This window comes from Persicitalea sp. (genome assembly GCF_041751555.1).
Classification (GTDB): Bacteria; Bacteroidota; Bacteroidia; order Cytophagales; family Spirosomataceae; genus Persicitalea.
This window is the reverse complement of the sequence record NZ_JBGSXF010000111.1, coordinates 1-15,735: the sequence shown is the minus strand read 5'-3', so window position 1 is coordinate 15,735 and position 15,735 is coordinate 1. Positions and strand designations below refer to the sequence as shown.

14 protein-coding genes are annotated in these 15,735 nt (G+C 51.0%); 11 read left to right on the top strand and 3 right to left on the bottom strand.

Features of this window, described 5'->3' with window-relative positions; genetic code table 11:
- Window positions 1–118 precede the first annotated feature (118 nt).
- The 4 genes from ACEW8P_RS03750 (at window position 119) to ACEW8P_RS03735 (ending at window position 4,631) form a co-directional block, all read left to right on the top strand.
- Entirely contained in the window at window positions 119–709 is a 591-nt protein-coding gene (locus ACEW8P_RS03750) for an ExbD/TolR family protein (protein ID WP_373511770.1), read from the top strand.
- A 36-nt stretch (window positions 710–745) separates the two neighbouring features.
- Complete coding sequence (locus ACEW8P_RS03745) at window positions 746–1,567, top strand: energy transducer TonB (RefSeq protein WP_373511769.1); 822 nt, start codon at window positions 746–748, stop codon at window positions 1,565–1,567.
- A 231-nt stretch (window positions 1,568–1,798) separates the two neighbouring features.
- The gene (locus ACEW8P_RS03740) at window positions 1,799–2,749 is read left to right on the top strand and encodes a PstS family phosphate ABC transporter substrate-binding protein (RefSeq protein WP_373511768.1); all 951 of its coding nucleotides are present in this window, start codon (window positions 1,799–1,801) and stop codon (window positions 2,747–2,749) included.
- 82 nt (window positions 2,750–2,831) lie between these two features.
- Window positions 2,832–4,631 carry a tetratricopeptide repeat protein gene (locus ACEW8P_RS03735; RefSeq protein ID WP_373511767.1) on the top strand — a complete coding sequence of 600 codons (1,800 nt, stop codon included), beginning with the start codon at window positions 2,832–2,834 and terminating at the stop codon, window positions 4,629–4,631.
- Window positions 4,632–4,710: 79 nt separating this feature from the next.
- Here the strand turns inward: ACEW8P_RS03735 and ACEW8P_RS03730 are convergent, their stop codons facing one another.
- Window positions 4,711–4,917, bottom strand: coding sequence for a hypothetical protein (locus ACEW8P_RS03730; RefSeq protein ID WP_373511766.1), 207 nt, complete (start codon window positions 4,915–4,917; stop codon window positions 4,711–4,713).
- Between the two features lie 111 nt (window positions 4,918–5,028).
- Here ACEW8P_RS03730 and ACEW8P_RS03725 point away from each other — a divergent pair, with 111 nt between their 5' ends.
- The 3 genes from ACEW8P_RS03725 (at window position 5,029) to ACEW8P_RS03715 (ending at window position 8,746) form a co-directional block, all read left to right on the top strand.
- Window positions 5,029–6,435: a BatD family protein gene (locus ACEW8P_RS03725; RefSeq protein WP_373511765.1), complete on the top strand. Its 1,407-nt coding sequence runs from the start codon at window positions 5,029–5,031 to the stop codon at window positions 6,433–6,435.
- A 7-nt stretch (window positions 6,436–6,442) separates the two neighbouring features.
- A complete protein-coding gene (gene aroC, locus ACEW8P_RS03720) occupies window positions 6,443–7,522 on the top strand; it encodes a chorismate synthase (RefSeq protein ID WP_373511764.1) in 1,080 nt (359 codons plus the stop codon).
- Between the two features lie 123 nt (window positions 7,523–7,645).
- A complete protein-coding gene (locus ACEW8P_RS03715) occupies window positions 7,646–8,746 on the top strand; it encodes an FAD:protein FMN transferase (protein ID WP_373511763.1) in 1,101 nt (366 codons plus the stop codon).
- 61 nt (window positions 8,747–8,807) lie between these two features.
- Here the strand turns inward: ACEW8P_RS03715 and ACEW8P_RS03710 are convergent, their stop codons facing one another.
- Together ACEW8P_RS03710 and ACEW8P_RS03705 are read right to left on the bottom strand one after the other, a co-directional pair.
- Window positions 8,808–10,163 carry a Gfo/Idh/MocA family protein gene (locus ACEW8P_RS03710; RefSeq protein ID WP_373511762.1) on the bottom strand — a complete coding sequence of 452 codons (1,356 nt, stop codon included), beginning with the start codon at window positions 10,161–10,163 and terminating at the stop codon, window positions 8,808–8,810.
- A 37-nt stretch (window positions 10,164–10,200) separates the two neighbouring features.
- Window positions 10,201–11,190 (bottom strand): formylglycine-generating enzyme family protein, encoded by a 990-nt coding sequence (locus tag ACEW8P_RS03705; protein WP_373511761.1) that lies wholly within the window; start codon window positions 11,188–11,190, stop codon window positions 10,201–10,203.
- A 281-nt stretch (window positions 11,191–11,471) separates the two neighbouring features.
- On the opposite strand from ACEW8P_RS03705, the gene ACEW8P_RS03700 reads away from it, so the two are divergent.
- The 4 genes from ACEW8P_RS03700 to ACEW8P_RS03685 all read left to right on the top strand — a co-directional run.
- A complete protein-coding gene (locus ACEW8P_RS03700) occupies window positions 11,472–12,974 on the top strand; it encodes a sugar ABC transporter ATP-binding protein (protein WP_373511771.1) in 1,503 nt (500 codons plus the stop codon).
- Window positions 12,975–12,980: 6 nt separating this feature from the next.
- Window positions 12,981–13,946, top strand: a complete 966-nt coding sequence (locus tag ACEW8P_RS03695) for an ABC transporter permease (protein WP_373511760.1) — start codon at window positions 12,981–12,983, stop codon at window positions 13,944–13,946.
- Between the two features lie 52 nt (window positions 13,947–13,998).
- Window positions 13,999–14,922, top strand: coding sequence for a sugar ABC transporter substrate-binding protein (locus tag ACEW8P_RS03690; RefSeq protein WP_373511759.1), 924 nt, complete (start codon window positions 13,999–14,001; stop codon window positions 14,920–14,922).
- Window positions 14,923–14,985: 63 nt separating this feature from the next.
- A partial coding sequence (locus ACEW8P_RS03685) for an aminotransferase class IV (protein WP_373511758.1) occupies window positions 14,986–15,735 on the top strand: 750 nt, incomplete at its 3' end.

Genomic DNA, 15,735 nt, shown 5'->3' with positions numbered 1-15,735 from the left:
AATCGCAGAACATCAACAAGTTCAACCTGATCACCGACTCCGAGGAGCCGCCCGCAGGCTGGCGATCGGACAATTAGAAACCTGTAAACGATTGAGTTTACCCTAAACATCAAAAGCGATGGCAGAAATAGTAGAATCGGGTGGTGGTAATAAGAAAGGCGATGGCAAAGTAAGGGCCAAGAAACTCTCCACCCGCGTGGACATGACCCCGATGGTGGATCTGGGCTTCCTGCTTATTACCTTCTTCATGCTGGCCACGACCCTCAGCAAGCCGACGTCGATGACACTTACAGTGCCCGACAAAGATGAGGAGAAAAAGGAAATCGAAACCGAACCCTTGAAGGCGTCGAAAGTGCTAACCGTCTTCCTAGGACGCAACGACGATGTTTTCTTGCTAGACGGAATCGCCTCAGACGACGAAAAGGCACCGGACGAACTTACGAAAGTCCGCTTCGGAACCGAACTCCGCGACGCGATTTTTAAATCACAGAAGCGGATCAATTCCCAAAATGAGAAAGACGCTGAAGGAAACCTTCCCTTTGTAGTAGTTATCAAACCGACCGAAGTTTCCAGCTACAAGAACGTTGTGGATATTCTGGACGAGATGGCCATCACAAAAACCAAGCGATACGCGATGGTTGACTTTCTCTCGGATTCGGAGAAGAAACTTCTGGGAGACCGGGTTACACCGCAGCCAGAAGACCAGTAATTCAATTTTTCATTCAATTAATTTAAAACAAACGCCATGGCAGAAATGAGCCCGAATGCGACTCTCGACGATATAGTGTTCGAGAACCGCAACAAGGCGTACGGAGCATATCCTTTGCGCCAGGAATACCGCGGGGTGATTAATAAATCCACCCTAATCGGAGCCGCCATCTTTATTCTGGCGATGCTATCGCCGATGCTGGCCGACAAATTCCTAAGTGAGGATGAAGCGGAAGAAGTAATGGTGAACGTGGATTTGATGAACCTTCCACCACCGCCCATCGACCCCGCTGAGCCACCGCCACCGCCACCGCCACCTGTCGAGCAACCTAAGGTTGAAACCGTAAAGTTTCTGCCGCCGGAAGTGAAGAAGGATGAAGAAGTACCCATCGAAACGCCGCCACCCACGGTGGAGAAACTGGAAGTTGCCGTTGCGGCTAATAAAACACAGGAAGGTGATATCAACGCACAGGAGATTATCATTGCCCCTGAGCAAGTGGCTGCCCCGAGCAAAGGTACTGTAGTAGAAGCCAAGGTAGAGGAGCAAATCTTTACTGTGGTTGAGCAGCAACCCGAATTCCCAGGAGGCATTCAGGAAATGTACAAGTTCTTAGGCAAGAATATCAAGTACCCTGCCGCCGCCTCACGTGCTAACGTTTCGGGAAAAGTGTTCCTAACTTTTGTAGTAAACACAGACGGAAGTATTCAGGACGTGGCCGTACTGAAAGGTCTCGGATTCGGTTGCGACGAGGAAGCCATGAGGGTGGTGAAAACCATGCCCAAGTGGAAGCCTGGCAAGCAGTCGGGACGCCCGGTGCGGGTGAAATACAACCTGCCCATCAGTTTCCAACTCGAGTAAAATAACGCATGAAGAGAAGACCATTGCATCAGGAGATACCATTTTATACTTCGATGTTCATGGCACTGGTTTATGTAGGAGGAGGCATCTACCTGATCGCCTCCTCCTTGTCTTTTAGCTTCCTGCCAGTGGGTAGTGTATACCGCTACATATTTGCGATAGCTCTGATCGCATATGGCGTCTACCGGGGCTACCGCGCGCGCGGATTCAGACGCGACTAAAACGATAACTTTGAAAACAAAGAATTTTTGGGGTGTGGCTTGTGCCGCGGCGACCGGACTGTTCTGGTACAGTTGCACATCCAGCAACTTGGACAACCCTCGGCAGGGAACTATCAACGTCAGCGTAGATGAGTCTTTCATGCCGTTGGTCAAATCTCTGACGCACGCCTACGAGGGTATTTATCCCGACGCCCATTTCAATGTCGCCTACCTGCCAGAACAAGAGGCAGTCCTTTCTTTGCTCCGCGACAGTTCGCGCCTGGCCTTTACCAGCCGGGCACTGAGCCAGAATGAACGCGACATTATTAGACAGCAGGACGGCAAGCTGACTGAGCAGAAAATAGCCATCGATGGCATTGCCCTGATTACCGGAAAAGCCAATCAGGATAGCCTGATTACGATTAAAGAGCTGGAAGGGATCTTTTCGGGGCAGATTAAGGACTGGTCCCAGTTGAAAGGGAGCAGCCAGTCGGGGCCTATCACGCTGGTTTTCGATCACGCCAATGCTAGTAACCTGAACTTTATGATTAAACGTTTCGGCGTGCAGGATGTCACAAAGCTGCCTATTTATACGGCGGAGTCCAATGAAAACGTTATCAAGCATGTCCGTGAAAACCGCTCCTCCATCGGATTTATCGGCGTAAGTTGGATTAGTGACGGAGATGCTACACTCACTTCTAAATTATCCAAAAATATGCGAGTAATGGGTGTTTCGGAAAATGAAAATCCAACTTCTATAGAAGATTACGGCCAACCTTTCCAACGAGACCTGCGAAAAGGTACTTATCCTTTGGCACGATTTATTTATATTATAAGTAGAGAAGGCTACTCAGGATTAGGCGGAGGACTGATGACTTACATCGCCCGTGATGTAGGTGGTCTCGTGATCGAGAAGATGGGACTTGTCCCGACCATACCTTATCCAAGAGATATAGAAGTACAGACTAAACAAAATTTTTAGAGTTAGTTTGCAAATCGTTATCTTTGGAACCCATTTTTTAATACAACCCAATTTTTAATCTCTTATTCAACCTGATTAAGAAATGAATAACAAGCTCAGAAAATCAATCACTACCCTGGCGTTCAGTTTGTTCGCTACTGCGATAAGCTTTGCCCAAACAGCCCAGGAAGGCTTCGACCAACTGAATACCGATAGGTCAGAAGAAGCGGGACAAACTTTCAAGAAGCTGGCCGAGACCAGTCCGTCGGAACAGAGTTTATTCAACTTGGGCTACTATCATGTCCGCATTAATCAGTTGGACGAAGCTCGAAAGGTTTTTGAGAAAGCCCTGGCCGAGGATAGCAAAAGCTACATCAATCAAGTAGGCATGGCTATGGTCGAACTGGGCCAAGGCAACCGTGAGAAAGGCAAAGAAATGATCGATTACGCAGTGAAAAAATCGCGCGGTAAAGATGCCAATGTACTTTACAGGGCTGGCGAAGCTTGGTCTTTGTTCGATAAAACCAGCGACCCGGCCGAAGCCATTCGTCTGATCGACGAAGCGACCAAAGTAGATAATACATTGGCGGATGCCTACATAGTGAAAGGAGACATTCTCTCCAAAAAGAACGAAGGTGGACAGGCCGTCACCGCTTATGAATACGCCCTGACAGCACGGCCTAACTACGCTGTCGCTAATAACCGCATTGGACAAATCTTTCTACGTGGTAAGCAGTACAACCTCGCACTCGATTACTATAAGAAGGCCATTGAGAAAAATCCAGACTACGCTCCGGCATATAAAGACTTGGCGGAACTGTACTACTTGGCACAACAGTACAAGCGAGCAGCGGAGAATTTCGATTTGTACATTCAGAAGAGTGGTGATAAAGATCCCGAAACAGTGCTACGGGCGGCTCAGTTCGCTTTCGTAGCTGACGACTATTCTCGCTCCTTGGAGTTGCTGGAAAGCATAAAGGGCAAAATCGACAACCCGATCCTAAAAAGAATGTACGGTTGGTCTTATTACAAGACCAATAACATGGAAGATGCTATTAAAAATCTTGAAGAGTTTATCGAGGTAGCTCCCACGACCAAGGACGAAGATGGAAACTTCCGAACCCTTGTTCCGGATGACTACAAGTATTTAGGCCGAGCCTATAATAAGATGGCTTCCGAAGGCGAGTACACTGAGCAGGGCATTCAGGCACTAATGAAAGGAGCCGACCTGGATACTAACGTAGCTGAATCGGCTGTGACCTACAAGGAGATTGCGAATCTTTACCTTAAAAACAAGGAATACTTGAAAGCAGGTATGGCCTACGACAAAGGCATAGCCATGGACACTGCCAAAGCTAATGGGAATGATTACTACCAAGCAGGAACGGCTTATCAGTACGTGGCTAGTAACATTGCTTTACCTGATTCGACGGGCAAAATTGACTCTCTTAGCTTGACGAAAATGCCCGAAGGAATGGCAAGCTTGGATAGTGCCACGCTAGCAGCAAAGAAAAAGGAATATTACCTTAAAGCTGATTCCCTGTTTGCTTTTACTTCTAAAAAAATACCCGATTGGCCGTACAGCTACTTGCAACGGGCCAATGTACTTTACAATATTTACGGCGCACAGGCTAACCTAGACAAGGGCATTTCGCTGCCTCATTACGAAAAGTTTGTAGAAGTAGCGGACAAAGACGGAAGTGTGAATAAATCCTATTTTAAACAGCCTTACAGTTATATCGCGCTTTACTACCAGACAGTTGGACAGGATGAAGCGAAGGCAAAGACTTACTGGGAAAAGTTGCTGACGGTTGATCCTGATAATGCAACCGCTAAGCAAGCACTGGGTATGGAACCTGAGCCTGCTACGGCAGTAACGCCAAAGAAAGGTAGCAGTAAATAATAAGCTGCCATAAACGTCGAAACGGCGAAGGCCTCGGAATTTTCCGTGGCCTTCGCCGTTTTTTCAAAAAAGAAGGAAATCAGAGAACCGCATTAGGCGTTACGAAACACGTATCGAGAACAGGTTGGTGCACTGCCGCGAATTTTTCGTAACACCAAAGTTTCAATCGCTTCACTTCGCCAGGCATCAACATTCGGATGGCTTTACGAAGTTCTTTTTCAAATAATCTGCGATCGAAGCTAACTTTTTGCAGGATGATTTTGATGTACTCTAACATTGAGGCCATAGTATTACTTAGTTTTGGGGTTTAGGATATTGAGATAAACAAAGACGAAATAACTTGTAAATATAACTTGTAAATCGGTTGTCTTTCCGATTTATAGAACGCAACGGACGGATGAAAGCGTATGTTCTTTTGGTGCTAATTTCAGGCTTTTGCCCCTTGATGGCGCAGCAGCCAGCCGAGAAGAGCGCGAGTGTGGAAATAGGTGAAAAAGAGCTGACACTAAATCAGCCTTTCATTCTGTCGGTAGTGGTGCGTAATAGCAGCAGCCGACCTTCTGTACAATTTCCCGAACTACCGGGCTTGGAAAAACGAAGCGCATCGGCTACCACTACCACTAACGTGGTGAACGGTATGACCGTTCTGATCCAAACGATCAGCCAACAGTATTTTGCTAAGCAGGCAGGCAAATACACCCTTGTTCCCTTCGAGGTTACGGTGGATGGCACTAAGATCAAGGGAGAAGGCGTAACCCTAACCTTTAATAAAACTGATAGCCAAGAGATTTCTACTGAAAATACCGCCGGAGAACCAGAAATAATTTCCTCGACCGAGGATATTGCTGCCGGAAGTATTTTCTTGTCAGTAAAGGTTTCAAAACCTATCGTATATGTGCGAGAGGGATTTTCGGTTCGGCTGGCTTTGTACGTTGCAAAAAACGCACCGATAGAGATGGAGTTTTATCGCTTGGACGCACAACTACAAAGTATATTGAAGAAACTACGTCCGGCCACTTGTTGGGAAGAAAACGTGGGAATTGAGGAAATCATCCAGCGGGAGGTGAATATCGGCGGCAAAAAATTTACTGAATATCAAATGTACCAGGCTGTGTTTTTTCCGATCACGTTGCAATCCGTTTCGTTTCCTGCCGTAAAGCTGGACATGCTTTTCTGGGAAACGCTGGCTGATGGAAAAAGAAGTAAAACGGTAGAAACATTTTCTACCCGTCACGTCCGGGTGCTGGTAAAACCCCTGCCACCGCATCCGCAGAAAGACCAAATTGCCGTGGGCGAATACCGATTGCGGGAAAATGTCACTAGGGAAAGTGTCCATTCGGGCGAAAGTCTGAGATACTTGTTTACGATCGAAGGGGAAGGCAACATTGCTACTTTAACGCCGCCCGAAGTCACTAATAGCAAAGCCTTCGACTTTTATCCACCCGATGTGAGCCAGACGGTACAGCGGAGTTACGAGAAAGTCAGTGGAGAGAAAACCTTCGACTACTATCTGGTAGCGCGGCAAAAGGGAGATTTTCCATTGGGAAAATTCTTTCAATGGATTTACTTTGACCCGATTAAGACTAGGTACGATACGCTTCGGTCAGCGGAAACGATCGAAGTAGCAGGCGAAAATTTACAGGCCGCTTCCCTTACGGGTGAGGGAAAGGATCCGGTTTACGGCAATATCGTAGACATGGCTACCACTGATACATACATCGACTACCAGGAAATTATCCGCAACCTGACCAATGCGGTCGTACTGGTTTTGTTAGGGGCGATGATTTGGATTTTTAGAAAATAAACTGACCATGAGCAGCACTTACGGAAAAATATTAAAAATAGCCACCTTCGGCGAATCACACGGCGTGGGCATCGGTGTGGTGCTGGAAGGTTGTCCAGCGGGTATCGAATTCGATGCAGCCTTTATCCAAAGCGAACTCGATCGCCGCAAGCCCGGCCAATCTCGCATAACTACGCAGCGGAAAGAAGCCGACGAGTTTGAAGTGATGTCGGGCGTGTTCGAGGGCAAGACTACGGGAACGCCCATCGCACTCATCATTCGCAATCAGGATCAGCGCAGCAAAGACTACTCTCACATCGCCACGCAGTACCGTCCTTCCCACGCCGACTACACTTACCAGGCCAAGTATGGCACCCGCGACTACCGGGGCGGCGGCCGCAGTTCTGCCCGCGAAACGGCAGCTCGCGTAGCGGCTGGGGCAGTGGCGAAAATGATCTTGCAAAAGATTGGAATCCGAGTTCAAGCCTACGTTTCGCAAGTAGGCAAGATAAAGTTGGAGAAAGAGTACCAACAATTGCAACTGGCCGTCGCTGAGGATAACGCCGTACGCTGGCCGGAACCCGAAACGGCGAAGGTAGTTTTCGATTACATTGATCAGGTACGCAAAGAAGGTGACTCGATCGGTGGCATTGTGTCCTGCGTAATAACGGGCGCACCCGCTGGCTTGGGCGAGCCTGTTTTTGACAAACTACACGCCGAGTTGGGTAAGGCCATGTTAAGCATCAATGCCGTAAAAGGATTCGAGTATGGCAGTGGCTTTGCGGGCGTCGAGATGCGTGGCTCGGAACACAACGACGCCTTTTTTACGGACGACGACGGCAAGGTGCGCACCAAAACTAATCACTCGGGCGGGGTACAGGGTGGTATTTCCAACGGAGAGGACATCTATTTTCGCGTAGCCTTCAAGCCCGTAGCTACCATCATGCAGGATCAGGAAAGTGTGGACGAGGAAGGAGAAAAAGTGACCGTCCAAGGCAAAGGAAGACACGATCCCTGCGTGGTTCCCCGCGCGGTACCGATCGTTGAGGCAATGGCCGCACTAGTGCTGGCGGATTTCTACCTGCGCCATCAAGCAAGCAAAATCTAATCCCGTAGGTTTTTGCGACGGCGATAAAGGCTCAGGACGAACCAAACGGTGCCGAGGAATTCTAGCGCAAGACCGCCCAACATGAGGTAATTGGAGCTTTTGGGAGACACCTCCTGAATCTTCATGAAGACAGCCGTCAATATTACCATCATTCCGATGGCCAGGATCATCAATGCATTGAAGATAGTTAGCTTCACCCGTTCGAGGTTTCGTGGCAAAATAGGAGGAATTATCCTTCGATTATTCCTCAATATAAACCTGTTTCTGATTCCGTTCTACTTTCCGAGTAGGGTTCTTGCGCAGGAAAAGCGCTACGAATTCGAGAAGGGCCTAATGGGTTCGCCCTTCCGGTTGGTACTTTACGCTTCCAGCGACTCGCTGGCCAACGCAGGTGCTGATGCTGCTTTCTCTCGCATTGAGACGCTCAATGAAATTTTGAGTGATTACCGCGACGGCAGCGAGATCAATCGCCTGTCGGGTAGTTCGGGTAGTGGCGAGTGGATGGGCGTCAGCGATGATTTGTTCAAAATTCTTTTTTTAGCAAAAAAAATAAGTCGCCGTACGCGGGGTAGTTTTGACGTGACTGTCGGCCCGGTAGTGCAGTTGTGGCGACGGGCCGTGCGGCGAAACAGCTTTCCAACCGAAGCAGAATTGCGGGAGGCTCGGCGGTCGGTCGGATACCGGTATGTGAAGTTACGCTGTCGATCACAATCAGTCCGGCTTACCCGAAAAAACATGCGGCTGGACGTCGGCGGCATCGGCAAGGGCTACGCCGCCGACGAGGCGATGAAGACGCTAGGAAAGCTGGGAATCAATTCAGTCCTGATCGACGCGGGAGGAGACATTACCTTGACTGACCCACCGCCCCGAAAAGCGACCTGGGAAGTAAACATCAATTCGGGTAAACCACAGGATTCGACCGCTTCGACCCTTTCCCTCGCCAATGCGGGCATCGCTACGTCGGGCGCTACCTACCGCTATCTCGAACACGAAGGCGTACGCTACTCACACATCGTAAACCCTGAAACGGGCGTTGGACTGCGGTTTCACGTTCGCACCACTGTCGTGGCTCCAAACGGTACTCTGGCCGATGCGCTGGCAACGGCTTTCAGCGTGACGGGAGTGAAGCGAAGCAAAAAGATTTTACGGAAATTTTCCGATGTGAAAGTATGGCTACTGGAAATCAACGGCGACAAAACCATCGAGTTGAACACGCTGAAATGAAAAACCTGCGAAAGCCGAATGGCTCCGCAGGTTTTTTACAAAAATCAAATCAAGGAAGGACCTACACCGCGCGGGTCTTACCGGGGACGGGAATAGGGTAGAAGCCGTTCTCGTCAGGTAACACCTTCGGCATCGCGTCCCAGGCCAGCTTATCGGGGAAGAGGTTGATGTCCGAGTTCAGGGCCTCATCCCACTTCACCAGCTTACCTGAATAAGTAGCCATGCGGCCCATAATGGCGGTCATGGTACTCTTGGCGGTGCGCTCGGCGTCGGCAAACTTGTACTCGCCCTTAGCGATGGCCTCGAACAACTCATCGTGTTCAATCTGGTAAGGATTGCCGTCGCCTTTGGAGTCGTGCGCGTAAATGACTTTGCCTTTGTAATCTTTCAGAATTGTATTCTTATTGGAGAAGCTGTCGATGCGTCCCTTCGTACCCACGAAGGCCTCATCCACGCGGCTATAAGTACCTTCGTAATGGCGGCACTGGCTCGAAATCGTCGTGCCATCGGCATAGACCAGATCCAGACAGTGGTGGTCGAAAATCTCGCCGTACATCTTGCCATCGCGTACTTCGCGACCACCCGTTCCCTGAATTTCGACGGGATAGCTGCCCTTCACCCAGTTGGCTACGTCGATATTGTGAACGTGCTGCTCGGTGATATGGTCACCGCAGAGCCAGTTGAAATAGTACCAGTTGCGCATTTGGTACTCCATTTCGGTCATGCTGGGCAGGCGATCCTTCACCCACACGCCACCGCTGATCCAGTACACCTGTCCACCCACGATGTCACCCAAGGCGCCATCTTCAATGCGCTTGATGGCTTCGCGGTAGTTGGGCTGGTAGTGGCGCTGCAAGCCCGTGACGATGTTCAGTTTCTTCTTCTTGGCAATTTCGGCCACTTCCAGCACCTTGCGGATGCCGGGAGCATCGGTCGCTACGGGCTTTTCGCAAAATACGTGCTTGCCTTGCTTGATCGCTTCCTCCAAATGGTAGGGCCGGAAGCCGGGAGGCGTGGCCAGAATCACCACATCGGCTAGGGCCATCGCGTCCTTATAGGCTTCAAAACCTACGAACTTGCGGCTGTCGGGAACATCCACCTTGGCGGTACCCTCCACGTTTTTGCCGTTGGCGTCCGTGTATTTTTTGGAAGTAAGGCTCTTGTATGAAGTTTCCAAACGGTCGCGGAAGGCGTCAGCCATCGCTACGATCTTTACGTTCTGCTTGGTGCTGAGAGCCTGCGCCGCCGCACCCGTGCCGCGTCCGCCGCAACCGATCAGGGCTACCTTAATGGTGTCGTCCACGTTGCTGTTAAAGCCGTAGGACGATCGGTGCGCCGAAGCGAACGGACTCAGGGCAATTCCTCCGGCTAGTAGCCCAGAGGCCTTCAAAAATTCACGTCGTTTTTGTTGGTCCATGATGTATTTGTGTTGGTTAAACGTTTAGTTGTAAAATTCAATAATCTTCAATCAATTCCGGGTTGTAATAGGCTTCAATTTCTTCGGGAGAAGGCGTTTTAAAGGGTCTTACCAGTCGCATTCCCAGAAAAGAGGCATTCGTCATCCACCACTCGCTCTTGGGCAATTGCGGGTCGAGCATCTTCCATTCGGCGGCGGAGGGCGTCCGGGCGGCGGAGCGGGCTACCGCTGCGTCGTCGTCCCACGAACCACCGCGTACCGAATTGGGGTACAATTCAGTGACAGGGACGTGTGGATTTTTTACTTCTCCGTCGGCTTTGGCGTACAAATCCGGCAGATACTGGTCGAGCGTCCACTCCATCACGTTGCCGTGCATATCGTACAAGCCCCAGGGATTGGGTTTTTTAGTGCCGACTTTCTTATACGTGCCGCCGCTATTCTTATTGTACCAGGCGTATTCGTTCATTTTGGCGGGATCGTCGCCGAAAGAGTAGGCCGTTTTGGTACCCGCCCGAGCGGCGTACTCCCATTCGGCTTCGGTCGGCAGACGATAGAATACGCCCGTTTTGTCGTAAAGCCATTTGCAAAAATGAATGGCCGAGTACTGCGTCATATTAATGGCCGGGTAGCCCGCGCGACCCATACCGAACGACATGTCCACATAAGGCGGGCTAGGCCGAGTGCTGGCGTCGGTTTTGGCGACACTCTTTTCATCATCGGGATAGCGCTTAGCCATTTCTGCCTCCATATTCTTGAAGGCATAAAGATCAAAAAAGTCCCAGGTCACTTCGTACTTGCCCATCCAGAAGCCATCCAGCTTTACTTTATGCTGCGGGCCTTCGTCGGCATTACGATTCGCCTCGCCCGCCGGGCTTCCCATCACAAATTCGCCACTCGGGATGACGACCATATCGTATTCCTGGTTTGTGCCGGGGATTTTTTGGGTGTAGTTGGCAGGTTTATCCTGAGAAAATGCGCTGGTACTGACAAAAAGAGAAACTACTGTGACGAGGTATTTCAAATTCATAAACGGAAATGGTATTCGTTGGGGGTGATTGGGGTGGATGGTAGCTTGCTTTTTGTGTGTTCTGTTCGACGACGAAATAAGCGTCCCGTCTGTACTATAATTTCTAAAAGGAAGCAGAACTACTAAGGTACCCATAAAACAGGAAAAATTTCAGGTTTTTGAGTGGAAAAAGCTTCCATAGGTTTAAAATCAATTACTTCAAACGGGTAGAGCCTTCTCTCAGGTGCTTTTTACTTGAATATAATTGAAAGGTGAACCCTGGTTTACCGCTTCCCTCCTGCATGGAAAGTCATCCGTCTGATCCTATTCTTCTTGTAAAATCTCTTTCCAAATCCTTTGGCGGCATCAAAGCGCTGGACGAAGTGCAGTTTACGCTCCATCGGGGCGAAGTACATGTACTGATGGGCGAAAACGGTGCGGGCAAATCCACCTTAATGAAGATTTTGATGGGTCTGGAAACCGCCGATTTGGGGGAAATTACTTTTGCCGGAGAACCCTGGGCAAGCCGCGACGTTCGGGACTCGCTTGCTAAAGGCATTTCCATGATTCACCAGGAATTGCAGGTCGTACCGGAACTACCCGTGGCCGAAAACATTTTCCTGGGCCGCGAAAGTACCCGATGGCTACCCGGCTGGCTCGACGACCCAGGCATTTACCAAAAAACAAACAACCTACTGACCGACCTGGGCATGACGCTAGACGCCCATGCTAAAATGAAGTACCTGAGCGTGGCTGAAATGCAGATGGTTGAAATCGCCAAGGCCATTTCGCATGACGCCAAAATCATCATCATGGACGAGCCGACTTCGGCCCTGTCGGATAAGGAAGTCTCCACGCTTTTTGGAATTATTAAGGATCTAAAATCCAAAGGCGTCGCCATCATCTACATCTCGCATAAGATGGACGAAATTGCCCAAATTGCCGACACGGTGACGGTGCTGCGCGATGGGAAGTACGTCGGCACGAAACCCGCCTCCGAACTTGACCAAAACGCCTTGATTACCATGATGGTCGGGCGAACAATCGAAAGCCTTTTTCCCGAAACAACGGGCCAGAAAGGTGAGGTAGTTTTATCCGTAAAAAATCTAGGCATTCCTGGAAAATTCCAGGACATAAGCTTCGACCTCAGTGCGGGCGAAGTGTTGGGCCTGGCCGGACTCATGGGCGCAGGAAGGACAGAAGTAGCCCGCGCCATTTTCGGGCTGGATTCGCTGGCGGAGGGGACGGTTTTTATCAAAAAAAAGAAGGTGACCATCCGCTCGCCGGAGGAAGCTATCCGGCACGGCGTTGGCTACGTTAGCGAGGACCGCAAGGGCTGGGGCTGTATTCCTGGCATGTCGGTGCAGCATACGCTGTCGCTGTCGAGTTTACGCGACCACCTGCGGGGCAGCTTGATCAACGGAAAAAGTGAACATACCGCAGCTAATCGCATGGTGAACGACTTACACATCAAAACCGCCAGCCTGTCGCAAAGTGTGCTGCAACTCAGCGGTGGCAACCAACAAAAAGTCCTAATCGGCAAAACACTGCTCGCCAAGCCGGAGATTATTATTTTTGACGAACCCACGCGCGGCATCGACATCGGGGCCAAACACGAGATTTATAAACTCATCCGCCAACTCACCGCCGGAGGGATTGCAATCCTACTCATCTCCTCCGAACTACCCGAGATTCTCGGCCTGTGCGACCGGGTCGTAGTACTTTCGCAGGGGCGACAAACGGCGTTGCTGTCTCGGGAAGAGATGAGCCAAGAAAAAATTATGCAACATGCCGTTCACTCGTAACTCAGAATGATTAAAACTCAATCCCCACTCCTCGCCCGAGCCAACCGCATCCGCAGCCTGGGCATCTTTGGAATCCTGTTTGCCTTTGTAGTCATTTGCGCTTCCCTGGCGTTAACTACCCCACGCTTCCTGACGGTTCCTAATCTCACGATCATTCTCACGCAGGTATCCATCAATGCCCTGCTGGCCTTTGGCGTCACGTTCGTGATCATCACGGGCGGCATCGACCTGTCGCTGGGCTCGATGGTGGCCGTCACAGGCGTAGCGGCGGCGCTGTTCGCGCATCCCGATACCTACCCGCTCGTGGTTCCGCTATTGGTAGCACTGGCGGCAGGACTGGCGATGGGCGGCTTCAACGGCCTGGTCATTACCAAAAGCAAAGTGCCGCCTTTCATCGTGACGCTCGGCACTATGACCATCGGGCGCGGTCTGGCCTTGATCTTGAGCAAGGGACGGCCCGTATCCAACCTTTCGGATGGCTTCAACTTCATCGGCGGTGGGCAGGTGTTCGGGATTCCTTTTCCCATCATCATTCTTGTCGTCGTCTTTGGTTTGTGTTCGCTTTTGCTCAAAAAAACGATTTGGGGCCGCTACATGTACGCCGTGGGCGGCAACGAACAAGCCGCACGGGCATCGGGGATTTCGGTGGCAAAAATCAAAATGCTCGTTTATACCCTCTGCGGAGCGCTGGCCGCTCTGGCAGGCATCGTGCTGACCTCCCGCATCACTACCGGGCAGCCCAACGCCGGGCAGGGCTTCGAACTCGACGCCATTGCCGCCGCCATCATCGGCGGTACCAGCACCTCGGGCGGCAGCGGCACCATGACCGGAACACTCATCGGAGCGCTGCTCATTGGCGTAATCAGCAACGGTTTGGATTTGCTTAACGTGACGTCTTATTATCAGGAAGTAGTGATGGGAGTAATTATCATCGGGGCCGTGGTACTGGATGGGTTGAATCGGAAGAGGTAAGTAAATTATCTCCCTATCTCACCTTTACCCAGAACACTTTCCCCTCAAAACAATGAAAAGACTTCTCTTACTGTTTACCACAATCGCTGCCCTCACAAGCTGCAACCAAGCCAACGACGACGCCCAGGGCGACACACCGCTCATCGGTGTGTCGATGTTGAGTATGCAGAACGAGTTTATCGTTAACGTCAGCGACGAGATGGAGAAAAAAGCCGAAGCAGTCGGAGCGGAACTGATCATGGTGGACGCTGAGCGGTCGGCGTTGAAACAGATCGAGCAGATCGAAAGCTTCATTGCGCAGGGTGTGAGTGCCATCATTATGAACCCTTGCGAAGTGGAGGCGAGTTCGCCCGCTGTGACCAAGGCGCTGGCGGCGGGTATACCGATTATCAATGTCAACTCAGCTACCGCTACCAAACCCACGGCTTTCGTCGGTTCCGACGACGTAGAGTCGGGTCGCATCGCGATGGAATACATTGCTAAGAGACTAGGCGGAAAGGGTAATGTGATCATGATTCACGGCTATATGGGACAAGCCGCGCAAATCCAGCGCGAGCAAGGTGCGCGTGAAATCCTGACAAAGTACCCTGGCCTGAAACTACTGGCCCACCAAACGGGCGAGTGGGATCGGGCCAAGTCGATGTCGCTGATGGAGAACTGGATTCAATCGTACGGCAATAAGGTCAATGCGGTTTTTGCTCAAAACGACGAAATGGGCATGGGGGCCGTCAAAGCCCTGGAAGCCGCCGGCATAAAAGACAAAGTGGTGGTCGTAAGCATCGACGCCATTCCAGATGCATTGCGGGCCGTGGAAAAGGGAACGCTCGACGCCACCGTGTTTCAGAACGCCGCCCGGCAAGGTTCGCAAGCCATCGAAACGGCCCTGAAAATCATCGACAAGCAGCCTTACGAAAAGGAAATCCTCGTGCCGTTTCAATTGGTGACGAAGGAGAACGTGGCGGAGTTCAAGAAGTAAGAAAATCCCATTGTCGGATTTTCTTGCCATTTTTGTAAAGCACCCTTCAAATTGACTCCATCCATGCCCTACACCCAGTACTTCAACGGCCAGATCTTGCCCAATGATGCCGACCTGCTTAAAACCAACGACCTTAGCCTATTGCGCGGTTACGGGATGTTTGACTACTTCCGCACCTACAATGGCGTGCCGTTTCGTTGGGACGATTACTGGACGCGGTTCGCGAACTCGGCCCGGTCGCTGCACATGGTGCCGCCACTGACGCAGGGCGAAACTGCCGATGTTCTGACCGACCTATACAAGCGCTCCGGCGAGGCCGAGGTGGCTTTCCGCTTCGTGCTGACGGGTGGCTACGCTGCCGACAGCGTGACCGTAACACAGCCTAATTTTATCATTCGCTGCGAACCGTTGCCCAAAGAAAACCCTGCTGCCCTGAGCGAAGGCATCAAGGTGCTGCCCTACGACTACGTCCGCGATTTGCCCGAAATCAAGACGACCAACTACCTCCACATGATTCTGCAGGCCAGGGAAATGAAAGCGCAGAGTGCGGCGGATTTGCTTTTCCACAAAGGCGGCGAAATCAGCGAGCTGACCCGCAGTAACGTCTTCCACTTCAAAGGCGACACGCTCGTTACGCCTGACCGCAATGTACTTAATGGCATTACCCGCCGGGTTTTTCTGGAACTCGCCGCCCCACACTTCGAGGTACAGGTACGACCCGTCCTGTTCGACGAATTCGTCCACGCCGACGAGTGCTTCACCACCAGCACTACCAAGTGGGCGCTGCCCATCGTGCAGGTCGGTGAGCATACG